This window comes from Methanocella arvoryzae MRE50 (assembly GCF_000063445.1).
In the GTDB taxonomy this organism is placed as follows: Archaea; Halobacteriota; Methanocellia; order Methanocellales; family Methanocellaceae; genus Methanocella_A; species Methanocella_A arvoryzae.
This window is the reverse complement of sequence record NC_009464.1, coordinates 2830261-2855570: the sequence shown is the minus strand read 5'-3', so window position 1 is coordinate 2855570 and position 25310 is coordinate 2830261. Positions and strand designations below refer to the sequence as shown.

General features: G+C 57.4%; 22 protein-coding genes and 2 tRNA genes. 21 read left to right on the top strand and 3 right to left on the bottom strand.

Annotation, left to right across the window (positions count from 1 at the left end):
* Positions 1-127: 127 nt before the first annotated feature.
* The 11 genes from RCI_RS13955 to RCI_RS13905 all read left to right on the top strand — a co-directional run bounded on the left by RCI_RS13955 (position 128) and on the right by RCI_RS13905 (position 8036).
* Complete coding sequence (locus RCI_RS13955; protein WP_012037095.1) at positions 128-1381, top strand: cysteate synthase; 1254 nt, start codon at positions 128-130, stop codon at positions 1379-1381.
* On the top strand, positions 1378-2511 hold the full coding sequence (comE, locus tag RCI_RS13950) for a sulfopyruvate decarboxylase subunit beta (RefSeq protein ID WP_231844860.1): 1134 nt from the start codon (positions 1378-1380) through the stop codon (positions 2509-2511). Before RCI_RS13955 ends, comE begins: the two co-directional genes overlap by 4 nt.
* 852 nt (positions 2512-3363) lie before the next feature.
* Positions 3364-3458 (top strand) — tRNA-Tyr (locus RCI_RS13945).
* A 105-nt stretch (positions 3459-3563) separates the two neighbouring features.
* A tRNA-Asp gene (locus tag RCI_RS13940) sits at positions 3564-3636 on the top strand.
* Positions 3637-3865: 229 nt separating this feature from the next.
* A complete protein-coding gene (locus RCI_RS13935) occupies positions 3866-4069 on the top strand; it encodes a hypothetical protein (protein WP_048198695.1) in 204 nt (67 codons plus the stop codon).
* Between the two features lie 54 nt (positions 4070-4123).
* Positions 4124-4840, top strand: a complete 717-nt coding sequence (locus RCI_RS13930; RefSeq protein WP_012037092.1) for an HAD family hydrolase — start codon at positions 4124-4126, stop codon at positions 4838-4840.
* A gap of 61 nt (positions 4841-4901) precedes the next feature.
* The gene (locus RCI_RS17545) at positions 4902-5429 is read left to right on the top strand and encodes a DnaJ domain-containing protein (RefSeq protein ID WP_012037091.1); all 528 of its coding nucleotides are present in this window, start codon (positions 4902-4904) and stop codon (positions 5427-5429) included.
* Positions 5413-6051 carry a carboxypeptidase-like regulatory domain-containing protein gene (locus RCI_RS13920; protein ID WP_048198692.1) on the top strand — a complete coding sequence of 213 codons (639 nt, stop codon included), beginning with the start codon at positions 5413-5415 and terminating at the stop codon, positions 6049-6051. Before RCI_RS17545 ends, RCI_RS13920 begins: the two co-directional genes overlap by 17 nt.
* Before the next feature lie 90 nt (positions 6052-6141).
* Positions 6142-6813, top strand: a complete 672-nt coding sequence (locus tag RCI_RS13915; RefSeq protein ID WP_012037089.1) for a flavodoxin family protein — start codon at positions 6142-6144, stop codon at positions 6811-6813.
* A 58-nt stretch (positions 6814-6871) separates the two neighbouring features.
* The gene (locus RCI_RS13910) at positions 6872-7498 is read left to right on the top strand and encodes a LysE/ArgO family amino acid transporter (protein ID WP_048198690.1); all 627 of its coding nucleotides are present in this window, start codon (positions 6872-6874) and stop codon (positions 7496-7498) included.
* An 82-nt stretch (positions 7499-7580) separates the two neighbouring features.
* Positions 7581-8036, top strand: a complete 456-nt coding sequence (locus RCI_RS13905; protein WP_012037087.1) for a universal stress protein — start codon at positions 7581-7583, stop codon at positions 8034-8036.
* A gap of 32 nt (positions 8037-8068) precedes the next feature.
* Here RCI_RS13905 and RCI_RS13900 read toward each other — a convergent pair whose 3' ends face one another.
* On the bottom strand, positions 8069-8935 hold the full coding sequence (locus RCI_RS13900) for a hypothetical protein (RefSeq protein ID WP_148266644.1): 867 nt from the start codon (positions 8933-8935) through the stop codon (positions 8069-8071).
* Between the two features lie 357 nt (positions 8936-9292).
* Here RCI_RS13900 and RCI_RS13895 point away from each other — a divergent pair, with 357 nt between their 5' ends.
* Positions 9293-10963, top strand: a complete 1671-nt coding sequence (locus RCI_RS13895; RefSeq protein ID WP_048198688.1) for a tetratricopeptide repeat protein — start codon at positions 9293-9295, stop codon at positions 10961-10963.
* Between the two features lie 42 nt (positions 10964-11005).
* A complete protein-coding gene (locus RCI_RS13890) occupies positions 11006-12505 on the top strand; it encodes a small ribosomal subunit Rsm22 family protein (RefSeq protein WP_048198687.1) in 1500 nt (499 codons plus the stop codon).
* A gap of 281 nt (positions 12506-12786) precedes the next feature.
* On the opposite strand, the gene RCI_RS13885 is transcribed toward RCI_RS13890, so the two are convergent.
* Positions 12787-13104 carry a hypothetical protein gene (locus RCI_RS13885; RefSeq protein WP_012037083.1) on the bottom strand — a complete coding sequence of 106 codons (318 nt, stop codon included), beginning with the start codon at positions 13102-13104 and terminating at the stop codon, positions 12787-12789.
* A gap of 464 nt (positions 13105-13568) precedes the next feature.
* Here RCI_RS13885 and cdhA point away from each other — a divergent pair, with 464 nt between their 5' ends.
* From cdhA to RCI_RS13845, 8 genes are read left to right on the top strand one after another with little or no spacing between them, the layout of a single operon-like run.
* The gene (gene cdhA / locus RCI_RS13880; protein ID WP_012037082.1) at positions 13569-15890 is read left to right on the top strand and encodes a CO dehydrogenase/acetyl-CoA synthase complex subunit alpha; all 2322 of its coding nucleotides are present in this window, start codon (positions 13569-13571) and stop codon (positions 15888-15890) included.
* Between the two features lie 59 nt (positions 15891-15949).
* Positions 15950-16489, top strand: a complete 540-nt coding sequence (cdhB, locus tag RCI_RS13875) for a CO dehydrogenase/acetyl-CoA synthase complex subunit epsilon (protein ID WP_012037081.1) — start codon at positions 15950-15952, stop codon at positions 16487-16489.
* 5 nt (positions 16490-16494) lie between these two features.
* Positions 16495-17895 carry a CO dehydrogenase/CO-methylating acetyl-CoA synthase complex subunit beta gene (gene cdhC / locus RCI_RS13870; RefSeq protein ID WP_012037080.1) on the top strand — a complete coding sequence of 467 codons (1401 nt, stop codon included), beginning with the start codon at positions 16495-16497 and terminating at the stop codon, positions 17893-17895.
* 1 nt (position 17896) lies between these two features.
* Positions 17897-19147, top strand: a complete 1251-nt coding sequence (gene cdhD / locus RCI_RS13865) for a CO dehydrogenase/acetyl-CoA synthase subunit delta (protein WP_012037079.1) — start codon at positions 17897-17899, stop codon at positions 19145-19147.
* Positions 19148-19162: 15 nt separating this feature from the next.
* The gene (gene acsC, locus RCI_RS13860) at positions 19163-20614 is read left to right on the top strand and encodes an acetyl-CoA decarbonylase/synthase complex subunit gamma (RefSeq protein ID WP_052309995.1); all 1452 of its coding nucleotides are present in this window, start codon (positions 19163-19165) and stop codon (positions 20612-20614) included.
* Positions 20598-22475 carry an ASKHA domain-containing protein gene (locus RCI_RS13855; RefSeq protein ID WP_052309994.1) on the top strand — a complete coding sequence of 626 codons (1878 nt, stop codon included), beginning with the start codon at positions 20598-20600 and terminating at the stop codon, positions 22473-22475. Before acsC ends, RCI_RS13855 begins: the two co-directional genes overlap by 17 nt.
* Positions 22476-22502: 27 nt before the next feature.
* Positions 22503-23321 carry an ATP-binding protein gene (locus RCI_RS13850; protein ID WP_012037076.1) on the top strand — a complete coding sequence of 273 codons (819 nt, stop codon included), beginning with the start codon at positions 22503-22505 and terminating at the stop codon, positions 23319-23321.
* Positions 23318-24082, top strand: coding sequence for an ATP-binding protein (locus tag RCI_RS13845; RefSeq protein WP_012037075.1), 765 nt, complete (start codon positions 23318-23320; stop codon positions 24080-24082). Before RCI_RS13850 ends, RCI_RS13845 begins: the two co-directional genes overlap by 4 nt.
* A gap of 67 nt (positions 24083-24149) precedes the next feature.
* On the opposite strand, the gene dnaJ is transcribed toward RCI_RS13845, so the two are convergent.
* Positions 24150-25292, bottom strand: a complete 1143-nt coding sequence (dnaJ, locus tag RCI_RS13840; protein WP_012037074.1) for a molecular chaperone DnaJ — start codon at positions 25290-25292, stop codon at positions 24150-24152.
* Positions 25293-25310 lie beyond the last annotated feature (18 nt).

Below are 25310 nucleotides of genomic sequence, written 5' to 3'. Positions count from 1 at the left end.
GTAATATGACCTCTTTAGGATAATACATATATACTTATTTCCTTAGTGTATAACAACCGATACAAAAAAACGAAAACTTATATCTCATCTCCACCGAATTTGTAATTGTACAAGTGTGGTAAACTCTATGGGCGAATATACACTAGTCTGTCCTTGCTCAGGCAAAACTGTTCCAGACCACTATACATTAAACTGCGATTGCGGCTCGCTGATCAGAACTGAGTACGCGGCCAGGCAGCTGACCTTGAGAAACTTGCCAGGCATGTGGAAGTTCTACGACTGGCTGCCTGCCAGCGGCCATACCGATACCCCGGGAACAACTGTGACGTACCGGAGCGAGGGCCTGGCAAAAGAGCTCGGGATCGACCTGCACGTGGCCTTCAACGGCTACTGGCCTGAGCTTGGCGCAGACATGAAGACCTGCAGCTTCAAGGAGCTCGAGGCGCCTCCCACCATCGTCAGGGCAAAAGAGCACGGCGGTAAGGCCATGGTTTTGGCCTCCGCAGGCAATACCGCCAGAGCATTCTCGTATCTCTCGACCATCACAGGTTTCCCGCTAATCGTAGTGGTCCCGAAACAGAACATAGACCGGCTGTGGATTCCTGGCAGGGAACCGGGGGCGAGCGTTAAGCTGATCTCGGTAGGCGGAGGATGCGACTACACAGATGCCATCAATCTCTCCAACAGGATCGCTGCCTTGCCAGGCATGATGCCCGAAGGCGGAGCGAAGAACGTGGCCCGCCGGGACGGCATGGGCACGGTGATGCTGGACGCCGCGGTCACGATGAAAGGAATGCCGGACGACTACTTCCAGGCCATAGGCAGCGGCACGGGAGGCATTGCTGCATGGGAAGCATCCATGAGACTACGCGCAGACGGCAGGTTCGGATCGAAGCTGCCCCGGCTCCACCTCGCCCAGAACCTGCCCTTCGTGCCCATGCTGAACGCGTGGAAAGAAGGCCGAAGGGAGATCATCCCGGAAAGAGACATGCCAGATGCGAAGAAGTCCATCGCAGAGATGTACAGCGACGTGCTCTCCAACCGGACTCCGCCTTACGGAGTAGGAGGGGGCGTCTTCGACGCGATGAAAGCGACGGACGGGCTGATGTACGGGATCACCAGAGAGGAAGCGGTCGCTGCGAAGAAGCTCTTCGAGGCCCGGGAAGGCATCGACATCCTGCCCCCGGCTGCCGTGGCAGTCGCTGCGCTGGTGCAGGCATCCGAAAAGGGCTTGCTTGAGGGCAGAAAAGTCGTACTGAACGTCACAGGCGGCGGCCAGGAGCGGCTGATGAAGGAAGTGCCCATATACCAGGTTGAGCCGGTACTCGAAGTCCCGGGCCCGGACGTGCCCATGGAGGAGATACTGAAGGTGATAGCATGATGGAAGCGAAGGGAATGAACGTAGAGCAGGCCGTCATCGACGTGATGAAACAGTGCGGGATTGACACGGTTCTAACCCTGCCCTGCGACCGCATGAAAAACTTTTTGCCGCTGATCCCTAAAAATTTCCGGGAGATACCTCTGTCCAGGGAGGAAGGAGGAGTAGGCATTGCCGCAGGCTTGTATATGTCCGGTAAGAAACCGGCAATGGTCATCCAGAGCACAGGCATCGGCAACTCGCTGACAGCATTATCATCGCTCCACAAGACGTACGACCTCCCGCTGCCGATACTGGCCAGCTGGCGGGGCGTCTACAAGGAAAGCATCCAGGCGCAGGTGCACTTCGGCAAGTTCTTGCCCGGCGTCCTCGACAACATGGGAATACCATACCTCGTGGCTGAAAAGCCTGCAGATCTGCCCGCCGTCCGCAAGGCGATCGACCAGTCATACAAAGAGAATACGCCATACGTCATCCTATTCTCCCCGAAGATCTGGGAAGGCTCGACCGCGAAAGAGGCGGAGTCTGCCCCGCAGCCACAGGAGAGGAGTTTCGATCTCAACTGCAGCACCAGAATGCCCCGGGCAACTGAGACCAGATTTGACATGATCAAGGCAATTGTACCTTACTTACGGGGAAAGATCGTAGTCTCCAACATTGGCGTGCCCAGCAAAGAGCTATATGCAGCCCTGGACCAGCCGACCAACTTCTACATGACCGGCAGCTGGGGAGAAGTTTCGGCGATCGGCAACGGGCTCGCCATCGGGCAGCAAAAAGAGGTAGTCGTGCTCGACGGCGACGGCAGCATCCTGTTCAATCCCAACACCCTGGGCATGATCGCTCAGGAAAGCCCGGAGAACCTGACAGTGATAGCTTTCGACAACAGTGCCCACGGATCCACGGGTAATCAGCCCACGTACTCCTCTCGCATGGACTTAGAACTGCTGGCACGCGTCTACGGCATCGGCAACACGACCAAAGCGGCGACGGCTAAAGAGCTACTCAGTGCCCTGGAGAAGGCTGGCAAAGGCCCCAGGTTCATCCACGTGCCAGTACTGGCGAAGAACGCCGACGTGCCGAATATTCCGCTCTCTAACGTCGACATCAAGAAGAGGTTCATGGAGGCCATATAGAGCCATATAGTGCAGAAGATAGTCTTATGAAAATGTGTTATATTGGCTATGGTTATATGGCCGCCAAGCTCGCCAAGAGGCCAAGCTCGCCAAGAGCTAATTTTTATGGAATGCCAAGAACTTTGTGATCTGGAAAAGAAGATACCGCCAAAAAATCTTGGCGTGCTTGGCTCCTTGGCGTGCTTGGCGGTATTTTCGACTCAGACAGGGCTAACTTTCAATTTTTCATACACCCACTTGAAAATACCCTTTTCATCCATGAGTCTTTCCAAAAACTTTTTAGACATTCCCTATGCCGGGATATTCGCCTCTTGAACGCCTGCGAATGCAGGCATTCTCAAGGCGATTCCCAATAACTGATTTTTCCCTCCCCATTCCTCCAGCCTATCACCTTCCTCCTCTCAGACCTCCCGACCTCCCAGTTTGAAAAGTCTCCCGGACCTCCGGGCACTCCCCATCCTCACATTTTCCATGGTACGTGTGCGCAAGCCGGACAACAGGGAGGTTTCCGAGGCCCCGGAGATCAGAGAGAACGATCTCAGGGAGAGGTCAGAGAGGTTAGGAGATCAGAGAGGAGAACAGTGAGGGACCGGAGGCCATGGAGGATTTTAATGACGAATCTCCAAAACGACTGTGTCGGCATGCCTCTTGTAAGGCAATGCGTGTTCCTGCAAGAGCATATAAACGAACGCCCCGGTGAAGTTATCATAAAAACGGGCGAAGTACTGGATAATTTAGCTTAGAGTGGCATTACTATCCAGATACCATTTTAAACAGCCCGAAACTTTTAAGTACGTTGAAAGCTATGTGGATTTTCGCACCCGTGTGGTGCAATATGTGGAACAGGACAATCCCGTCCTAGCTCAGCCTGGTCAGAGCGGTCGGCTGTAGACCTTAATACGACTGCGGAAACCGACAGGTCCCCGATTCAAATTCGGGGGACGGGACCTTTTCCTCATTTATGTGTCCCCAAACACATGCCCACATACGGAAAACTATAAGTGCTTTCAAGCTCTTGTAGGTGCGCTAAATGCTGCGCTAAAACGCAAAATGCTCGGATAGTGTAGAGGCCTATCATGGGGCCCTGTCGAGGCTCCGACTCGGGTTCGAATCCCGATCCGAGCGCTGGTTTTAGAAGGGTGTCGGGGGAACCTTTTCCAAAAAGGTTCCCCTGACTCACAACTCCCGATCAAGTCCTGAAAGGACACTTTTATGTAATGTTTTTGAGAGGGCGCTGAGGGAACTTTCCTCCCAGAAAAATCTGCATCACCCTTATCATCGCGTTTCCGAAACAGTTCATAGAACTAAGGTCGATAATTCGAGGTAAGTTGTTATGGGATTTTCACGTAAGCATTTGAAACAGACTGAGTACCACATGAGGCCTCCGGGCCAGTATGGCGCAACCTGCGAGTGCCCGGCATGCGGCGAACTCCAGGAAGGCAATAAAAAGATCTTCACCGCCATGGTTTTCTTCGGAGTGATGGCGATCGCCAACCTCTTCATCGTCGGCTTACTACACCTGATGCTCCACGCCAGAGCGACTCTTCATGGCCAGTAGTGATCGCGCTGGTCATAGAGACATTATTAATATTTTTAACGCTAAGTACTATCGATGGCCAGAACCTGCCGAATTGATACAGACAGATATAAAGCGGTACTTTTTGACCTGGACGGCGTGATCACTGACACAATGAGCCTGCATTACGAGGCGTACCGCAGGGCTTTTGAAAAGTATGGCATAGCTGTGAGCCAGCTGGATATTTACCTCCTCGAGGGCATGCCTTCGATGGATGTGGGCCGGGAGATCGTCAGGCTCAAAGGCTCGAATCTACAGGAAGAGCAGATCAGGAAGCTGGTCGAAGAGAAGCGTGAGATATACAGGTCTCTCACGGTAGAGCATGCTTTACCCTACCCTGCGGTGCCCGAAACCCTGAGGATGCTCCGGGAGCAGGGGATCAAACTGGCGCTCATCACCGGCAGCAATCTGGTCTCAGTCAGGAAAACCCTGAGTAAGGCGGGGCTGGAGAACGCTTTCGACACGATCGTGACCGGGGACGATACGCCACGGGGCAAGCCCTTCCCTGAACCGTACCTGAAGGGCATGGAAAAGCTTGGCGTACCCGGAGAGAACTGCGTGGTGGTCGAAAATGCGCCCCTGGGCATCAAATCGGCAAAAGCGGCGGGCGCAGGCTACGTGATCGCCGTAACCACCACACTTCCGCCGGAATATCTGAAAGAAGCAGACGACATCATGCAGTCGTTTGCCGAGATCGAGGACTGCCTGGCCCGCAGGCTGGCGGCGTCTAAGGAAAACGCGCAGGACCAGTAGAGGGCGACCGCATGGCGAGCCCGGAAAGGATTATAACTATAAACTATAGTTATTGATAGATGTGGACTTCGAGAAAGACTATTATGCCATCCTTGGCCTGGATAGCACGGCCTCAACAGAAGAGATAAAGAAGGCATACAGAGTACTGGCGAAGAAGTATCACCCCGACGTCAACAAGTCGCCAAACGCCACAGAGATATTCAACGCGGTCACCGAGGCTTACGAAGTACTGTCAGATCCAAAAGCGCGAGAGACGTACGATGCGGAAAAGCACCCGCACACGAAGGAGGCCCGCAGAGAGAGGGCTGCCGCGGCCGACGGGGGAAGCTACGAACGACCCCCGGCCAACGGTAAAAAGACTCTGATCTTCCTGCTCTCGCTGATCGTGCCCGGGCTGGCTCATCTGGGCTCGGGCGAGAAAAAGCTGGGCGGATGGCTGCTGGTCAGCTATTTCGTCTGCTGGGCGCTGGCCCTCCTGTACGGGCTTGAAATCGGCATCCTGGCGCTGCTTGTCTGGGGTTTCGCAGTCCTCGACGCCTTCAGCATCCTGAAGAGAGGGGAAGGTGCAGACAATGCCCCTGAGAGGTAAAGGGCTGTGGGCTGTCGCCATCCTTACGATCCTTCTTTCCGTTCTGCTACTATCAGCTCTTTCCGCTGCTGCCGTCGCAAAAGCTACGGCTACGCCGAAGTCGGCTCCGCAGACCTGCACGATTGCCGGCCAGGTCGTAGACAGTCATGGAAAAGGCATCGCCGGGGCGAAAGTAACCCTGTACAACATGACGATCATCGAGGGCAAGACGTTCGATACAGGACTGACGACGGTAGAACATAACCCTCAATACACTTCCAGCGGCGATAAAGCGGGATATTACGAGTTTACGGGAGTGCCGCCGGGAACCTACGACATCATCGTCGACGTGAACGGTATGCGCTACCCCGAGATCAAACAAGTGCACGAGGGGACTTTGATAGTCGACTTTGAGATTTCACCCTCAGGCGGCCATCAGGTCACAACGTCGACACCGGGCCCCAGTAGCAGGCCTGCCACCAGCGAGCCGGTCGTGACCGTCATACCTGCCCCATCTATACCAGAGGAAAAGCAGGGTAACGATGACCCGTTTATATTGCGGGCAGGATTAGGCGTCCTGATAATAATACAGTTTATCATAGCCTGCGTCGCCCTGTGGATTGTCATGACCAGACGATTATAGGCAGAAGAAGTGAGTATAGCGGGTTTTAGCAGGCCGACGCTGGGAAAGCATACATAAACTATATCGTCGCTCTCAGAAAAATACTGTTTTATGAAAATCATCGCCATTCTCTCGAGCCCGCACGGCAAAAAAAGCGCTACGCTGGGCCTGGTCGAGGCAGCAATGGAAGGAGCCCGGCAGGCTGGCGCAGATACGGAGCTCATTGACATCACGAAGCTCAAGATCAACTACTGCAAAGGATGTATCACCTGCTACGCTAAAGGCAGATGCCCACAACAGGACGATTTTCAGGCAGTGCTGGACAGGATGCTGGCAGCCGATGGCATTATTTTGAGCAGCCCCAACTACATCGATAACGTGACAGGCCAGCTCAAGACCCTGCTCGACCGCATGGCAGACGTCATTCACGCCCAGCTGTTCGATGGCAAATACGGGTTCTCAATCACTACCTCAGGCGGGGGCAATGATGATTTCATCCTCCAGATTATGAACTCCTTCCTGACCAAATCCGGCGCAAACGCCATCGGAGGCGTAGGCATCGCAGTAGGCAAGGATTACGCATTGCTGCCGCAGAAGAAAGAAGAGGCAAAGAGGCTGGGAGCAGAGCTGGTATCCGCGATCAGAGAGAAGAAGCGATATCCAGATCAGGACGCCCTGCACGAGGACTTTAGAAAGCGGTTTGCTATCTCCGTGAAATACAACAAGGACCGCTGGGCTTCTGACTATGCCCGCTGGGTCAGCAAAGGCTGGCTGAAAGAGTAGGGCTGATCTACCCCCGCAACGATAAACTATAAATGAGTTATGTGCAGACTGGCATGCCATGGATGCGGCTGCTCTGCAGTACTGGCTTCAGGGAGCGCTACTGGGCCTGGCTTACCTGGCCCCTATTGGCATGCAGAACCTGTATGTCATGAACACGGCGCTGCGAATGGGCCCGTTACGCACCTATCAGGTAGCCGGGATCACCACTGCTTTCGACATCTCGCTGGCCCTCAGCTGCTTCTTCGGAGTCGGCCTGCTGCTGGAGAAAGTACCTGCGCTGATTAACGTGATGCTGCTGGTAGGCTGTCTGGCGCTGTCCTACTTCGGCGTCAGGATGATCACCGCGAAGCCGTCCTCAGACCGGGAGGTAAACGTCAACGAGCCGCTGCTGAAGGTCACTATTGCATGTTTTGCGGTGACCTGGCTGAATCCTCAGGCAGTGCTCGACGGTACCATGCTTCTGGGTAGCATGAGAGCGTCCCTTCCAGCAGGTATGGCTACAGCCTTCATCTTCGGAATAGTCACCGCCTCATGCCTGTGGTTCTGCGGGCTGGCGACTGCGACCAGGATATTTAAGAGTGCGCTCGACGAGAAAGTCATGAAATGGATTAACGTACTCTGCGGTACAGTGGTCATCCTCTATGGACTCAAGCTCGGTTACGAGCTGCTACAGGCTGTACTATGATAGATGGGCGCATAAACCGGGCATACAGCATGGCTCTCGATATGCTTTTAAGCTTACAGCGATAACATCATGATGACCACTTATGGGCAGGATACTGATCGCTACAGATGGCTCTAAATATAGCAACCTGGCCGTCGATTACGGCGTGATGATGGCCAGGAAGCTCGGCTATGACGTTCTGGGGCTTTACGTAGTCAACATGAAAAGCCTCGAGATCTACGCTCTTGAGCACCACGATAACATATCCGGATACGAGGCGGAAAACGCGAGGCTGAAGAAAGAAGGCGAAGCAGCGCTCGGGTACCTGTCCGCAAAGTGTAACGAGCAGGATGTCAAAGTCAGCACTACCATCGTGAGAGGCTACCCAGCCGAAGACATCATCAAGCTCGCGGAGAGCGAAAAGGTAAACATGATCATCGTGGGCAACCTTGGCAAGACCAACCTCGAATACATGTTCATGGGCAGCGTTTCGGAAACGGTGGTGAAGCGGGCTCCATGCCCGGTGCTGGTCGTCCGGGGCAAGATAGACATGGCCTGAATGACAGGCCATAAACCTTCTTAAGTTTTCGGTTATGTCCGGGGCAGCCTGACTGTGGCCAGGAAAGGCGGGACTTTCAGCATTTCGGTGATTTCCGCCAGCGTCTTTTCCCTGCATTCGAGTGCTATGGCATCTCTGATGCCGGCGAGGGCATCGTCGAAGCTCTGAGACTGAATAGAAAGATCCCCGGCCTGAGGAGCGCGGGCAACGTAGAAGGAAGAGCCGTCGTTTTCGTGAAAAGAGATCGATATTAAAAACCGGTGTAAGTGGGTCCCATCAAACAGCGCAAGCGGGACATCGGCCACGCAGAACACCGGTTCGTCGGAGAGAGGGGCGATAGTCGTGCCCTGCCCGGCCAGTTTCTGCTCGGCGTTCAGTAAGGCCTGATAGGGATCCCGACTGCTCGCCTCCACCTGAGACCCGGGGATACTGGCTGTATAGCTCCCCTGTCCCGGAGTGATTACCGCAGTCCCCCACCGGGACTGCTGATCAGGAGAGACATCGATCGTCGCCAGTATCGGGCATTTGGGTATCTCTCGCATTAGATCGTGGAGACCTTCGCCTTTGTACCGGGCTTCGATGACGTCGCCCAGCCGGTTCATAGCTTCCTTAATGGTCTTGCCCGATTCGTGCAGGTAATTGGTAGGGCAGGACGCCTCGAAAGAACGGCGGCCCCGGTAATCTTCGACTTCGTCGACCCGGCAGGGGAACCACTGGGACCTGTACCCGTCTTTCAGGTGTACGGTCACCCGGGCCAGCGTCACAAAAGTGTGCAGTCGCCGGTACCTCGGCAAAGCATATAAGCCCAGCCCCACGTCTTTCCGGACTTCCCGGGCCAGGTTACGCAGAGACGTATTGATCTGTCTGCCACGAGCAGCAGAGCATGCATGTTCGGACACATAAAAAGAATCTGGACCACGCGACCGGTAAATGATCGCATCTATCCTACCGGTCAACTCATCCCTGGCTATACCGGACATGAGAAGACATCCCGGCTGATCATTTAAACTCTTTCTCATCCCTTTCTCAGTAAAAACGCCTGCCGTCCCTGCCATTTTCTATCCAGGGCTGCACTCGCACAGCCTTCAGAGTAAGCCCGTCCAAACATATCTTGTTTATCAGGCGATCCGGGCTGAGAGGACCTGGAGACATAGTCGGTATTTCTGGAGAAATACCCGGCTCTGAATGCCTGATCAAATGTGAACCTATATGTCTGCGGCTTCCGACTTTTACAATACGGGAGGCGCGATGGGCAGATGGATGGCAGGGAGACCCTGATCAGTCTGGGCACATACCTGGGACTCATCGAAAACAGCGAGACTGCCCGGTACCTGGCGGGCAGGATCGACGAGGCTGACGCCGGGAAATGGCTCCTGGCATCGGCCGAGATTTTAAAGAAGGCCGCTGGCAGAGAGGGAATGATGGCAGCGATCACGATCATCGGTTCGACGGATTACGATCGTCTCCACCAACTGGCAGGCCCGGACACGGAGTGCGCTCTCGCCAGGCACGTCTACGACGGTCTGTCGGAAACACGAGCCCGGAGCGCAAATTTACCGCCCTTCGAGACATTCTACCCTTATTTCAGCCAGTTCTTGCGCAGAGTGGAAACGACGCTTCGCGGGGCGTTCTATGCCCTCGGTGTAAAAAAGGAGATCGTGGACCTTGACAATCCGCTGGCGTTCGAGGCAGTTGCGGAGCTGAGGCACCTTCCCGGGAGAAGATACGGTGAAACGTCGCAGTTGCCGAGTAACGTACGCCAGGTGACGGCCATGGTAAGATATGTCCACATCCTGATCGATCGGTACGATAGAAAATGTCTCGGTAGAGATCTCAGTAACCGAGTCAGGCAGAACCTGGACAGGATTTCTGCCTACCCATGGTATTTCGCCATGCTGGAGAAGACGCGAAAAGCAGAGGCGTCGAGACCGCTGGCTCAGGCCGTGGAAAAGCTCCGGAGCTACCCGGAGGACGGAGAAGACAAGCAGGACCTTATCATAGCCCTGTCCATCCTCCTGTTCAACATTCACCCGTCCCCGCAGCTCGCCGACTACCTGGCGAAGCTACGCCCCGGCACCGCAAACCGATATCTGCAGCATGCCTATTATGCGGTGCTGACGCTGAACAGCCTGATCACGGGCAGAAGCAGACTGGCTGCGCAATATGCCAGAAAAGCGTACGAGGTGGCGACAGATGCAGATATGAAAGCCTACGACTGCCTGCTTTCAGGCTGCATAAAAATACAGCTACGCGACTATGAAGAGGCTATCAGGGCTTTCGAGACAGGCATCAGCCTCGCAGACCTGAAAACCAGGTCACTGATAAAATTCTACATGGGGGTGCTACAGTATGAACTGGGCGACGCCGGGGGCGCGATCGACAGCTTCCGGGAAGCAAGAGCAGGCTGCACGGACGAATGCGACGCCATGACCGTGAGCAATAACATCGGCACCTGCTATATAGCCATGAGAAACCCCGTGGCTGCGCTCAAAGCCTTAGAAGAGGCCGAAAACTCTTTCCCGTATAACGGCCGGCTGACTGCCCGACAGATGCGTACTGTGACCTACAGCCTGATGGCTATAATATACCTGAGTATGCGCGAGTTTGACCTGGCAGACCACTATTGCAGGAAAGCCCTCAGGACGTCACGGGAAGCAGGCAACACCAGAAGCGTGGCCGATCAGCTGATCAACCTCGGCCTGGCAGCGAGCGGGAAAAAGGAGTATGCCCGGGCTGCCAACTATTTCACGTCTGCCCTGAACTATTCGTGCAACATAGACTATGTCGAGGGCGTGCTGTACTCTGTAGAGCGGTTAAGGCAGGCTCTGGCGCTGGACGGCAGGCACGGCGAGGTCAGGCAGATCATGAGAAACGTGATTAAAAAACACCCGCGATTCTCAAGCATTCTAATGGCCAGACGCTGGTAGACAGGCAACGCTTTTATACTCGGCACAGGTAAAGTGACAGCGATGAGTGACCGGGAGATCGTCTCAGCCCTGAAATACGTTTCGAGGATGAAGCCATCCTTCATGCTTTCCGAGCTGCGGGACTATACGAAGGATGAAGTAAGCACGGCCGACGTATACAGGATCGTCGAGCCGCTGCTGGATGAAACCGGGCTGAGGGCGGTGCCCGAAGGGGAAGACTACCGTATCGAGCGGCTGCCCAAACCTGCCCCGCTTGCGCTGGGCAAAGAGGAACTGGAGAGAGTGCAGACCTTTTTCAAGGCTCCGAGAGTGCCAAGGAAGCTCGAGCGGCTGATCGAGAATTACGTGGAAAGGAAAACCCACAGGCAGTATGACGATCCCGCGGTGCTCGAGAAACTCCGGCAGGCAGTCCAGGCGCAGAAAACGCAGTACTGGAAGGAAGGCAAGGCCAGGAAGATCGACTACAGCAGCGGCTACAGCGTGCTGGGCTATTTAGCATACCAGTTTCCCGTCTACTTCGTCCAGTTCCAGCACGTGCTCCACGATCTGGCCACAGACGGCCTGCTGAAGGACCGTATCAAGGTGCTGGACATCGGCACAGGCCCCGGTACCGTACCCCTCGCCATCGTCGATTACTACAACCGGCTGGACAGGGCTGAGGCTACCGTATACTCGCTGGAAAAATACGACGAGAACATCGAGGCATACCTTACGCTGGTGCCGGAGTACGCCGGACAGAAAGGCCGTGTCAGGATAGAGAAGCCGGTGAAAGCTGATCTCATGGAAAAGCCCCCGGTGCCAGACGGCATTGACCTGATGGTATTCTCCAATGTCCTCAACGAGATCGACGCGCCCTTCGATGCGAAGGTCGACGCGGTAGTCGAGCTGGCTTCCCACCTGGCGCCGGACGGCAACATCGTCATCATAGAGCCGGCAGATAAGGAAAACTCCACCCGAATGCGCCGCCTGGTCCGGAGGCTGCTCGATAAAGGCCTGGGCATATACAGCCCCTGTGCATTTATATGGTGCGACAAGTGCAAGGCAGACATGTGCTGGAGCTTCGAGGAGAAGGACGACATCCAGCCCACCGGCCTCATGAAGAAGCTGGCGGACACGGAAGAGTCCTACAAGTACCTGAATACGGACATCAAGTTCTCCTATGCAATCTTAAGGAAAGATACCCTGACCAGAGAAAAGTACAGAGTGCCCCGCCGGGCGAGCTATATGAGGCTCGCCATGCTCAAAAAGCACGTGGAGAAGCGCCTCAACGTCGTCGCCGCAGTCATGTCCGGCGATCTGGGAGACAAGAAAGACCACGTCTTCAAGATATGCGACGGCACTCCCGCAGGGCCGACGTATGCCATGCTGGCGCAGTACAACGTCAAGCCGGACAATGAGGCGCTGCTGAAGGCAAAGTATGGAGACGTTTTAGAGTTCGAGAATGTGCTGGTCAGGTACAATAAGGAGAACGACTCGATCAACCTACTGGTCAGCAAAGGTTCCATAGTCTCCCCGGCCGGGGCTGAGGAGAACGAGGAATAGTCCTCAGCGACTGGTTTACCACAGAGACGCACAGAGAAACGGTCAACCACAGAGGCACAGAGACGCACAGAGAATATTAGATATAAGGACATATTGATAATTAATTTTAAAGTAAGTCTCTGTGTCCCTCTGTGCCTCTGTGGTAAACCGTTTCTCTGTGAACCTCCGTGCCTCTGTGGTAAACCGTATCTCTATGGGTCTCTGTGGTGAACAGCCGATATGAACCCCTGTGGTAAACAATCCCCAATCTCTAAACGGATATTAGGAGATAATGTTCTGGACTAAGGTTTGACGATATCCGGCTCTTTGGTGTAGTCCCTCGCTTTCTCGCCCGAAGTCCAGAACCGTTCCCGGATAAGCAGGATGTTCTTGCGGAGCTCCATCAGGGGATCATACAGCGCGTGGATCTCGCCTTTCCAGACGTCCGAGGTCCAGTTTTTCTGCTTCTCGTCCAGATCCATGAGCATGAGGAAGACGTCGGAGTAGTGCTCCAGGTTTCTGACGTCTCTTTCGAGCTCTTCCTCGTCGGCGAGCATCTTGGCGATGATGGCGTTGATGTTCTGGTTGGCGTGTTCGAGCATTTCTTCCCGGGTGGGCATGAGAGATCACCTGCATGTCACATGAAGGACAATAACCTTATACAATACGGCCCGAGTGGATAAATAATTAATTCTAAATGCTGTGTTGAATAATTCTGAGTTTCTCACATTTTATCGGTAACTATACCTCTGCCCTTACTTATTCACAAGGGAAGGTACACGAACACGAATGCTGCGCTGTGACCGAGACGAAGGTCTCTCTTGCATAACCGAGACGAAGGTCTCTCTTGCATAACCGAGACGAAGGTCTCTCTTGCATAACCGAGACGAAGGTCTCCCTCGCATAACCAACTGTAAGCAGTCCCTTGCATACAGGATAACGGACTCTACAGCCCAATTCCGCCATATAATAAAGTTGTATTATTAAATTATGTTTTAACTAATGGTATTAAATATAAATCATGAAATACTCACGTGTAAAATCGTAATGATTAATCATTAGGTATCTGGGAAAAACATCCGGAGTGATATCATTGGATCTGAAAGATCTGAATTTCAGGTTTAAAGAGCTGGAATCCGAACTGGGGCGCATCAAGGAATTTGAGGTCTCAGTCGGCAGGATAGCTCCGCAAAACTGGGAAGAAAAAGTCGGCCCCACCCCGTTTCCGTCGATGACGGCACTTCGAGGCTGGGACAGGAAACTCCTCGGGCGCTATCGGCCGTTTTACATGCCGTACTGCGACGTCTGCTGCATATGTACAGCCGGAAAATGCGACCTTACCGGTGACAGGCGGGGAGCCTGCGGAATCCAGATGGCGGCCCAGCAGTCCCGCATGGTTTTGATCGCCACGTGTATCGGGGCCGCCACCCACGTCAGCCACGCCAGAGAGCTGGTCACCCACCTGATCAGCCGGTACGGCAGCGGCCATCCGCTCGACGTCGGCGGGCTCTCGACAGAGGTCGAAGCGCCGCTGACGCGGCTGGTGTGCGGGCTCAAGCCCGAAAAGCTGGGCGATCTGGACGAAGTGCTGGACTACCTCGAAAAGGAGATCACCGGCCTGCTCGCGACGGCGCACACCGGGCAGGAGGGAGACTGCCTCGACTTCGAGTCCAAAGTGTTCCACTCCGGCATGCTGGACCTGGTCGGCCTGGAGGTCGCCGACATAGCTCAGATCTCGGCCCTGGAGTACCCGAAAGCGGAACCTGACGCACCGCTGGCCGAACTGGGCATGGGCACGATCGATCAGTCTATGCCGGTCATCCTGGTCGTCGGGCACAACGTGCTTCCCTCGGTCAGCATCATCGAGTACCTCAAAGAGCAAGGCCTCACCGGACAGGTCGAAGTGACCGGCATCTGCTGCACAGCCATCGATGCTACCAGGTATTCACAGAGCGCGAAGATCGTAGGCCCTCTCTCCTGGCAGATCAAGTACATCCGCAGCGGCATTCCGGATGTCATCGTAACAGATGAGCAGTGCATCCGGACAGATGTGCTTTTCGAGGCGGAAAAAATCGGCTCGCGAGTCATCGCGACCTCGGAGAAGAACTGCATGGGCCTGCCCGATCGGACAGGGGATCCGGCCGACGCGATAGTCGCTGACCTGGAGACGGGGAAAGCGGCCGGGGCGCTGGTCCTCGACCCGGAAAAAGCCGGGAAGATCGCTGTCAGAGTCGCTCGCTCAGTTGCGCCGGCGCGCAGGAACAAAGTCTCTACGCCCCCGAATATCGCCGATATGGCCAGGGCCTGCACCGATTGTAAGCAGTGCCGGCGGGCCTGTCCCAACGACCTCCCGGTGCCCGGGGCGATCAGGGCGGTCGCAGCCAGAGATCTGGCGCCGATCGGCGAGGTATACGATAGGTGTAACGGCTGCGTCCGCTGCGAGCAGGCGTGCCCCAAAAAGATCCCCGTATATTCCGTCATGACTGCGGCGGCCGCCCACAAAACCAGGGACGAGAAGTTCAAGATCCGCGTCGGCAGAGGTGCCATTCAGGACGTGGAAATCCGGCAGGTTGGAGGGCCGATCGTCCTGGGAGAGATCCCGGGAGTCATCGCGTTTGCCGGCTGCGCCAACTACCCGAACGGCGGGAAAGAGGTGGCCGAGATGTGCCTTGAGTTCGCCCGGCGCAGGTTTATCGCGGTGACCTCCGGCTGCGCGGCTATGTCCATCTCGATGTACAGAGACGAGGAAGGAAAGACACCCTACGAGCAGCACCCGGGTGACTTCGACGCAGGGGGCATTGTCAACGTGGGCTCGTGTGTCTCCAACGCTCACATAGCCGGCGCCGCAGTCAAGATCGCCAGCATCTTCGCCAGGCGCAGCCTCCGCGGCAACTTCGAGGAGATCGCCGACTACGTCTACAACCGCGTCGGGGCAGTAGGCGTGGTCTGGGGTGCCATGTCCCAGAAGGCGGCGGCCATAGCGATGGGATTTGTGCGGCTGGGCATACCGGTCATAGTCGGGCCCCACGGGTCGAAGTACAGACGGATGCTACTGGGCCGGGCTGACAGGGAGGAGGACTGGTACACCTCCGATCCCGGGACGGGCGAGCAGGTCTACGCCGGCCCCGTGCCCGAGCACCTGTTCATCGCCGCGGAGACCAAAGAGGAGGCGATGGTGCTTGCCGCCAAGCTCTGCATGCGGCCGAACGACACCGGCAAAGGGCGGGCGATCAAGCTCACCCACTACATTGATCTCCACAGGCGGGTGCTCGGCACTATCCCTGAGGACCTGCCCTTGTTTGTCCGCAGCATGAGCGACGTACCGATCACCATGAAGGAGGAAATTTCCAGAGTGCTACAGCAGGCCGGCTGGCAGGAGAGAAAAGCTCCAGGCCAGAGGCCGTGAGTGGCTCCCGGCACTGGCCGGGAGCTGACGAGTTCTCGAATAGGGAGGTATGATAAGCAATGGCTATACTCGAGCCCTGGCAGATCGCCGAGATCTCCGGGCCCAGAAAGGCGGCGGCCATCTCTAAACCTGAAGTGGTAGTCGCCATGATCAAACGATCGAAACGTCCTGTCATGATCATCGGACATCTGGCCGCAGAGATCGCCGCGGGCGACAGAAAGCTGCTGGATTATCTGATCGACCTCGGAAACACGAAGAACATCCCTATCATAGCAACCGGCCACACCAACCGCAATCTGGTGAGCAGAGGGTACACGAAGGCTACGATCCTGCCGGCAGTGGAAGCCGCCCACAGGCTTGCAGACTCCGGATGGCAGGGGCTGGATGGAAAAGGGCCGCACGATCTGGCCTTTTTCGCCGGCCTGCCCTACTACCTGGAGTGGACGATCCTGTCCGGGCTGAAGCACTTTGCCCCGCACGTCAGGACTGTGTCCCTGGGCAACGGGTACCAGCCCCACGCCGGCTATTCGTTTGCCAGCATTCCGACTGAGCAGTGGCTGGAAAGCCTGAAAGCCGTCATAGGGCAGATGGAGGGTTAAAAAGCATGTTCAAGGAGATACCAGTTGATGTCAGCATTGCACATGCGGGTGAACGCATCCGGAAAAATGACCTGCACGTCGAGCTCGGAGGCCCGGACGTCGAAGAGAAGTTCGAGCTGGTCAAAGTCCGGCAGGGCGACCAGGTAAAGGATAGTGCCATCACGGTCATCGGCCCGGATGTCGCCGACATGGAGCCCGGAAAGAGCTATCCCCTCGGCATCCTGATCGAAGTAGCGGGCCCGGAGCTTGAGCCCGACTTCGAGGGAGTGATCGAGCGGCGGATCCACGAGTACGCCAACTATATCGAAGGGCTCATGCACCTCAACCAGCGTTACGATACGTGGATAAGGCTCTCGAAGAAAGCCTACGGCAAGGGCTTTACCACACTCAGGTTCGTGGGAGAGGTGCTGGAGCAACTTCTCCGGAACGAGTTCCCGATCATCGGGCAGATGCAGATCACCTTCTACACCGACGCTGCCAAAATATCGTCTGCCTATGCTGAGGCGATGAACTCCTACGAAGCCCGGGACGCCCGGGCCAGAGGCCTGACCGACGACGAGGTGGACGTCTTCTACGGTTGCGCCCTCTGCCAGTCGTTCGCGCCCGGCCACGTGTGCGTCATCACCCCGCAGAGATATGCGAACTGCGGCGCCATCAGCTGGTTCGACGGGCGGGCGGCCGCCCGCATCGACCCGAAAGGCCTGATCTTCCCCATAGAGAAAGGCAGCTGCCTGGACCCGGAAAAGGGGGAGTACACCGGGATCAACGAAAGTGCCGGCAAACGCTCCCTGGGGGAGGTTAGCCGGGTCTACCTCTACAGTGCCTTCACCTATCCCCATACGTCCTGCGGGTGCTTTGAAGGGATCGCCTTCTACATCCCCGAGGTCGAGGGCTTCGGCATCGTCACCCGGGGCTATAAGGAGGCCACGGTGAACGGCCTGCCTTTTTCGGCCATGGCGGACTCCACGGGGGGAGGTAGACAGATCGACGGGTTCCATGGCCTGTCCCTGGAATACATGCGCTCCCAAAAGTTTCTCGCTGCAGATGGCGGCTATGCCAGGGTTGCCTGGATGCCCGCCGGGCTGAAGGAGCAGATGAAGCCGTTCATCCCGCCGGAGATCTTCGGCAAGATCGCGACGGAGAGAGAAGTGAAGAACGTGGGCGAGCTCCGGCAATTCCTCGTAGAGCGGTCCCACCCGGTTATCCAGCGCTGGGAGGCAGAGGAGGAAAACCCGGAGGAAGAGCATGTGGAAGAACCGGGGCATGCCGAAATGCCGGTTTTCTCCGCAGGGGAGCTTCCCCTCAGCTACGGCGGCCTGAAGATCACGCTGAAGAACGCCAGGATCTACGCGGACCGGGCGATCATCCAGTGGAGCAAACCCAAAAAACCAGGAGCAGGTGAATGACATGGCAGGAAAAGATAACAGGCTGACAGGCGGCGGAAAGATGCGTGACAACATGCCGGACATTCTCTCGCTGATGGCCGGCGTAGACAGGATCGAGCTTGAAAACTTCACTATGGAGATCGGAGACCTGGAGCTCTGGATTCCTGCCCGGCGGGCAATGTCCCGGGCGATGCCGCAGGCGGTACAGCCTGTAGCGTCCCAGATTATGCAGGAAAAGCCGTCGGCGCTGTTCAGCGAAACCTATGTACCCCCGGTTGAAAATTTCCCGTGCAGCATCCGGGAAGTCAGGCTTGGCGCCACCAGAAAAGACGGGGGCAGCCGGAGAAGGACTTTCACCCTGGGCGGATCTGGCTCGCCGCCGTTTGTCTACGCCGATAGGCCGCCGGCTAACCTGCCGGTCTTCGCCATGGACGTCTTTGATATGTCCATACCGATGCCCGCCGCCGTCAAGGCAGACATCCGGGACGTCATGGACGACCCGGCAGAATGGGCGCGGAGAAACGTCGAACAGTTCGGCGCAGACATGGTCACCGTTCACCTTGTGTCCACCGATCCGCTGGGCAAGGACTCTTCGCCGGCAGAGGCGGCCCGGACGGTCGAGGACGTGCTGCAGGCGGTGGACGTGCCACTGATCATAGGCGGCTGCGGCGATCCGCAGAAGGATGCCGAAGTCTTCGCCAAAGTCTCCGAGGCGGCTTCGGGGGAGCGGCTGCTGCTGAACTCGGTCACGCTGGACATGGCAGCTGCAGGCGTACTTGAGACCATTACAGGAGCGGCTAAGGCCCACGGCCACGCGGTGATCGGGCTGACCGGCCTGGAGCTGAACAAGGCGAAGGAGTTGAACCGCAGGCTGTTCGACTACCTGCCGCCGGAAGACATCGTGATGGACCTCACCACAGTGGCGCTGGGCTACGGCCTGGAGTACTCCTTCAGCATCCACGAGCGTGCAAGGCAGGCCGCCTTGCTGGGGGACGATGAACTGCAGCAGCCGACCATCTCCGCGGCATCCAACGCCTGGGTGGCCAGGGAGGCCCGGACGAAGATGGATCCGGTGTACGGCCCCAGGGAATTCCGGGGCCCGCTGTGGGAGACCCTCAACGCGCTCACTCTGGTGCTCGCCGGAGTCGACATCTTCATGGTAGCCCATCCGGCCACCCTGAAAACCCTGAAAGAGATCATCCAGATGCTGATCCGAAAAGAAACTGTACCGTCGCCGGAAGCGAACATGTGCTGGAGCACGGCCAGGATATGAGGAGGTGAAACTGGTATGTCAGAGTCTAAAGTGAAAAAGAGCATCAGGGAGATCAGCCCCATCGACGTGTACAAGCTGCTCCCGAAGACGAACTGCGGGGAGTGCCACGAGGCCAACTGCATGACCTTTGCCACCCGGGTGGTCAACGGCGAGCTCACAGTCGAGGATTGCCCCCCGATCGCCGGTAAAAAATACATGGCAGATTACGAGAAGCTGCGGGAACTGATGAGGCCGCCGGTCAGGACGGTCACGTTCGGCACCGGCGAGACGGCTGCGAAAGTCGGGGGAAAATACGTTCTCTACCGGCACGAGTTCACCTACCACAACCCTCCGCCCATCGCCATCGACGTGGCCGACTACATGGCGAAAGAAGAGATCGATGCCAGGCTGAAGATGGTCAGCTCGTTCACGTTCAACTACATCGGGCGAACTCTGCGGCTGGATGCAGTGGCCATCCGCTCGACTACGAATGAGCCGGCGACCTTTGCCACGGTGGTCAAGGACGTGGCCGGACAGACTGATCTGCCCTTCGTGCTCTGCGCATACGACCCTGCAACAATGGCCGCCGGGCTTGACCAGGTCAAAGATCGGCGACCGCTGCTGTATGCGGCCACGAAAGAGAACTGGAAGGAAATGGCAGAGCTTGCCCTGCAGTACAGCTGCCCGCTGGTCGTCTCAGCCCCGCACGACATCCCTGGCCTGCGTTCGCTGGTCAGGACCCTTACAGAGTACGGCATTTCCGACCTCATCCTCGATCCGGGCACATCTGTAGAGTCTGACCTCGCCCGGACGATCCATGAGTTCTCTCAGATTCGGCGCTCGGTCTTCCAGCAGGACGACGAGCTCCTCGGCTACCCGCTGCTGGGCACCCCCATCAGCGCCTGGCTATCTCCCGAGCTTTCCCCCGAAGTCGTCCAGTGGAAGGAGGCGTGGATGGCCTCGCTGCTCCTCTCCAGGCACGCGGACATGCTCATCATGCACAGCGTCGAAGGCTGGGTACTCCTGCCCCAGCTGATCTGGCGGTTCAACGTGTACACTGACCCGCGCAAGCCCGTCTCGGTTGATGCAGGCGTCAAGACCTTCGGCTCGCCAGATAAGCAAGCGCCGGTGCTCATCACCTCGAACTACGCGCTGACCTACTTCATAGTGGAGAACGACATCAAGACCGCCAGCATCCACTGTTACCTGGTGGTTGCCGACACGGGCGGCAACAGCGTAGAGAGCGCCGTCGCAGGCAGGTACCTGACAGCGGAGTCCATCTCGAACGCCCTGAGCGATTACAAGGTAGCTGATCTGGTAGAACACCGCCACCTGGTCTTGCCGGGCCTGGCCGCCCGCCTCAGCGGGGACACCGAAGAGGCGAGCGGCTGGAACGTCATGGTCGGGCCGAGGGACTCTTCGGGCCTGGCCGAGTACCTGAAAACCCAGTGGCCCCCGAAGGACGATAAGCATGCTGCAGGTGCCTGAGAGAGAAGCCCGGGTCATCTTCCAGCCCATGAACAGAGTGCTCACAGTGCCCGGAGGGACGCTGCTGCTGGACGCGATGCGGACAGCAGGCCTGGCTATCGAGTCCGTCTGCGGGGGAAAGGGGACTTGCCGGAAGTGCCGGGTGATCCTGACCAGGGGTAAATGTAAGGTAGATGCCCGGATCGGGGGGAAGAGGCTCACAGCGGCGGAAGAGGCGAAAGGCTACTACATGGCCTGCCAGGTACGGGTCGTCGAAGACTGCGAGTTCACCATACCGGTCGAGAGCCGGATCGACTCGCCTCAGATCCTGCTCTCGGCCACGGTAAAGATCGATAGGGTTAACCCTGCGGTCGTCCGCTACCCGGTGGAAACCATGCCATCGATCGGTCCGCTCCCGGGCATGCAATCTATCAGGCTGACAGGCTATACAGGAGCCAGACCACACGTACCGGATACAGTCTATCAGCAGCTGCGGGCGCCAGACGAGCCCATGCTAGCCACGCTCTCTCTGGCACGCATACCTCCGGAGATCACAGGAGTAGAGGCTGCCAGAGGAGCCGGACCACTTTACGGAGTGGCTGTGGATCTAGGTACGACGACCGTCGTCGGCTGCCTGGTCGATCTGCAGTCAGGCCAGATCGTCGGCACCGGATCGGCCCTTAACAGGCAGATCACCTACGGCGAGGAACTGATGACCCGCATCGGTTACGCCAGCACACCGGCAGGTCTGGAAGAGATCAGAAAGGCAGCGGTCGAAAGCGTCGACCAGGTCATCAATTCGCTGGCGGAAGCAGCCGGCATCCGAAAAACCGACATCGTTGACATGTGCCTCGCCGGTAACACGGTGATGCACCACCTGTTCCTCGGCATGGCCCCGCGCTACCTGGAGCTGGCCAACGCGGACGTCTCGAGGGTCCCAGTAGTGAAAAAGGCGGCCAGCCTGGGACTTTCTCTCAGAGATGGCGCAACTGTCTTCTGCCTCCCCGGCGTGAGCAGGTTCGTCGGCGGGGACGCCATCGGAGACGTGCTGGCATCGAATATGTACTGCTCGGACGAGATCTCGCTGGTCGTGGACCTGGGGACTAACGGGGAGATCATTCTGGGGAACAAGGACTGGATGGTGTCTGTATCGTGCGCCTCGGGCCCCGCCTTCGAAGGCGCGGGGGCCACCTACGGCGTCCGGGCGATGAAAGGAGCCATCGACCACGTCAGCCTCGACCCGGCGACATCAGATGTATCCTTCACTACCATCGGGGGTGTGCCTCCGCGGGGGATCTGCGGGTCGGGCATTATCGATGCTGTCGCAGCCATGGTAACGACTGGCGCACTCGACTTCGCTGGCAAGCTGAACAGCGGCCATTCCCGGGTACGCCCCGGAGAAGAAGGCCTTGAATACGTGCTGGTGCCCGCCGGCAGGTCTGCCATAGGCCGGGACATCGTGATCACCCAGCAGGACATCGACTACCTCATGGACACTAAAGCTGCCGTCTGCGGCGCCATCGGCGTGCTCCTGAACAAGTGCAAGCTGAAGGTGACAGACGTCCGGCAGGTATACCTGGCGGGAGCCTTCGGCGCCTACACGAATCTGGCAAGCGCGACGAAGCTGGGCATCATCCCGGAGTTTCCCCGTGCGGAGGTTCACCCGATCGGCAACGGATCGCTCTCGGGCGCTTATGCCACGCTGGTTTCCCGGAGCCAGAGAGTCGTGGCTGAAGAGATCGCCAGGAAAATAGCCTACGTGGACCTGATGGTAGACTCGGAGTTTTTCGAGGAGTACCTGGCCGCCCTGTACATACCGGGAAAACGCGAGCTGTTCCCGGTCTCTTACGGAGGGAAAGGAACGCTGTATGAAAGTAGATGAAAGGATAGGGAAAAAGGAGTTTTGTAAATGAAAATCGCTATCGCAGGAAAAGGCGGAGTCGGAAAAACAGTCCTCGCCAGCAGTATCGCCTGGGCTCTGGCCCGGGCAGGCTATACCACGCTGGCCATCGATGCCGACGAAGCACCCAACCTCGCGCTATCACTGGGCCTTACCCGGTGGGAAGCGGCAGAGATCAGGCCAGTTCTGGAGAACGAGGAGCTGATCCGGAGCAAAACCGGTACAGACTATGCGGGAGTCTACAACCTGAACTTCACCGTGGACGACGTGGTCCGGGATTTCTCGGTCAGGACTCCGGCTGGCGTGCACCTGCTGGTCATGGGCACTGTGAAGGCCGCCGGATCAGGATGCGCCTGTCCTGCCAACAGCCTGCTCCAGGCCCTGCTCCGCCATCTCGTAGTGGAGCGAGACGAGGCGGTGGTCCTGGACCTGGAAGCGGGAGTCGAGCACCTGGGCCGGAAAACCGCAGAAAGCGTCGATTGCATGCTGGTGGTCAGCGACGTGAACCAAAAATCACTGCTCACCGCCAGGGCCATCGCCAGGCTGGCCCGGGAGACGGGTATCCCAAAAGTCCGGCTGGTGGGAAATCGCGTCGAAAACGGTGCCCAGCACGAGATCATCAGGGCCTTTGCCCGGGAGGAGGAACTCCCGCTGCTGGGGATCGTGCCCTACGACAGTGCAGTCGTCCAGGCAGGCATACTGGGCAGCTCCACGCTGACCCTCCGGGACTCTTGCGCCGCCCGGGCGATAGATAAGCTGACAGGCTTGCTCATTCAGGCCTCGGAAACGAGCGAGACGAAGGCAGTTCAGGAAGGTGGTAAAGCGTGAAAAGACTGGTGACGGCCGGCCGCGGCGGTACGGGCAAGACCAGCTTCGTGGCCCTGATGACGAAGTACTTCCTCGAAAAAGAGGAGACTCCAGTCCTCCTCGTAGACGTCGACCCGGACCAGAACCTGGCCGAGATGGTAGGCGTAGACCTGGAAAGCGAAGGCGTGAAAACGATCGCTGAGCTGGTCACAGATACCTTCCTCGAAAAGGGAGGGACCTCCGTGGGCATATCCCCGGCCGATCGCATCGAGGCAGCCATCTTCGAGCACGGGCTGTACGAGGGCGAGACATTCGATCTGCTGGCGGTCGGAACCAGGTGGATCGAAGGCTGCTACTGCCTCCCCGACGAGGCGCTCAAGAGTGCCCTGCAGGCCCTCACTAAGAATTACAGATACGTCCTGATCGACTCCCCGGCAGGCCTCGAGCACCTGAACCGCAAAATAGCAACGCAGGTGAACGACGTCTTCGCAGTGATGGGGCCGTCCCACAAATCCTTCGAGAACGCGAAGCGCTCCCTCCGGATCATGGAAGAGATCGAGATCGGCTTCGACCGGTTCTACCTGGTTGGAGGCTGCCTGTTTCCAGAAGAGCTGGAGAAGGAGGCGGCCGAGCAGACTGGCCAGCCGTATCTAGGTAAGATAGAGTTCGACCGGCAGGTCCAGGATGCCGTTATAGCAGGGCGATCGTTGCTCGATCTGCCCGATGATAGCCAGGGATACGCGTCGGTGAAGAGAGTGATGGAGAAGGCAGGGTACAGGTGAAAGGCGCTTCCTCAAAGATCGATAATTCTGAAAATTTAAAAATAAGCACATCAGCGAAGCGCTCTTTTTACTTGAACGCGTCGCCGATCTTCTCGAAGATAGTCTTGTGCTTGCCCTTCCTGGCCTCTTCCTTCTCGGCGGCCAGGATCTCGGCGTACATCTTCCGCTGGCTGTCAGACAGCTTCGACGGGGTCTTGATCACGACTTTGACGTGCATGTCGCCCCTGCGATTAGATCTCAAGCTCTGGATGCCTTCGCCTTTGAGCCTGAAGACGGTGTCTGTCTGGGTGCCGGCCGGGATCTTGATTCTCGCCTTGCCGGTCAGTGTCTCGACTTCGACCTCGTCGCCGATAGCCGCCTGGGCGAAGGAGATGGGCATGAGGCACGCCACGTCTTCGCCGTACCGCTGGAAGAACGGGTGCGACCGGACTCTGATCTGGACGTACAGGTCGCCTGGCATGCCGCCTGGCATCGGCGCGGGCTCGCCTTCGCCGGTGATCCGGAGCTGAAGGCCGTTGTCGACGCCTGCGGGCACTTTGACGAGGACTTTTCTGACTTTTCGTGTCCTGCCCTTACCCCTGCATTCGGGGCAAGGGGTGTCGAAGGTCTTGCCTTTACCGGCACAGCGGCCGCAGGTGCCTACCCGGACCATCTGGCCGAACAGGCTCTGGGTTACCTGGCGCACCTGGCCGGAGCCGTTACACTGGGGGCAGGTGGTGATCTTCGTCCCGGGCTTTGCGCCGGAGCCGTTACATACGTCGCAGGGCTCCATCCGGGGGACGACGACCTCTTTCTCGCAGCCGAAAGCGGCTTCCTTGAATTCGATCTCCAGGTCGTGGCGCAGGTCGCTGCCACGGTTAGGCTGGCCTCTGGAGCCGCCGCCTCCCCTGCCGAAGAACATTTCGAACAGGTTGTCGTAGTCTCCGAAACCCATGTCCCGGAAGATGTCGAAGTTGTTGAAGATGTCCGACTGAGAGTAGCCTTCCATGCCCGCGTGGCCGAACTGGTCGTACCTGGACCGCTTCTGGTCGTCGGACAGGACGGCGTACGCCTCGGAGATCTCCTTGAACTTCTCCTCGGCGCCTGCCTCTTTGTTCCGGTCGGGGTGGTACTGGAGGGCGAGCTTACGGTACGCCCTTTTTATGTCGTCCGTGCTGGCACCCTTCTCGACTCCCAGTACTTCGTAATAGTCTCGCTTGTTAACAGCCACAGTACTACATCCCCGGAA

Coding starts and splice junctions, on each gene's coding strand:
- acsC (WP_052309995.1), top strand. CDS start 19,163: ATGTCAGAGTCTAAAGTGAAAAAGAGCATCAGGGAGATCAGCCCCATC.
- RCI_RS13850 (WP_012037076.1), top strand. CDS start 22,503: ATGAAAATCGCTATCGCAGGAAAAGGCGGAGTCGGAAAAACAGTCCTC.
- RCI_RS13920 (WP_048198692.1), top strand. CDS start 5,413: ATGCCCCTGAGAGGTAAAGGGCTGTGGGCTGTCGCCATCCTTACGATC.
- RCI_RS13910 (WP_048198690.1), top strand. CDS start 6,872: ATGGATGCGGCTGCTCTGCAGTACTGGCTTCAGGGAGCGCTACTGGGC.
- RCI_RS13955 (WP_012037095.1), top strand. CDS start 128: ATGGGCGAATATACACTAGTCTGTCCTTGCTCAGGCAAAACTGTTCCA.
- cdhD (WP_012037079.1), top strand. CDS start 17,897: ATGGCAGGAAAAGATAACAGGCTGACAGGCGGCGGAAAGATGCGTGAC.
- RCI_RS13905 (WP_012037087.1), top strand. CDS start 7,581: ATGGGCAGGATACTGATCGCTACAGATGGCTCTAAATATAGCAACCTG.
- RCI_RS13885 (WP_012037083.1), bottom strand. CDS start 13,104: ATGCCCACCCGGGAAGAAATGCTCGAACACGCCAACCAGAACATCAAC.
- RCI_RS13895 (WP_048198688.1), top strand. CDS start 9,293: ATGGATGGCAGGGAGACCCTGATCAGTCTGGGCACATACCTGGGACTC.
- RCI_RS13915 (WP_012037089.1), top strand. CDS start 6,142: ATGAAAATCATCGCCATTCTCTCGAGCCCGCACGGCAAAAAAAGCGCT.
- comE (WP_231844860.1), top strand. CDS start 1,378: ATGATGGAAGCGAAGGGAATGAACGTAGAGCAGGCCGTCATCGACGTG.
- RCI_RS13890 (WP_048198687.1), top strand. CDS start 11,006: ATGAGTGACCGGGAGATCGTCTCAGCCCTGAAATACGTTTCGAGGATG.
- cdhC (WP_012037080.1), top strand. CDS start 16,495: ATGTTCAAGGAGATACCAGTTGATGTCAGCATTGCACATGCGGGTGAA.
- cdhB (WP_012037081.1), top strand. CDS start 15,950: ATGGCTATACTCGAGCCCTGGCAGATCGCCGAGATCTCCGGGCCCAGA.
- RCI_RS13930 (WP_012037092.1), top strand. CDS start 4,124: ATGGCCAGAACCTGCCGAATTGATACAGACAGATATAAAGCGGTACTT.
- RCI_RS13855 (WP_052309994.1), top strand. CDS start 20,598: ATGCTGCAGGTGCCTGAGAGAGAAGCCCGGGTCATCTTCCAGCCCATG.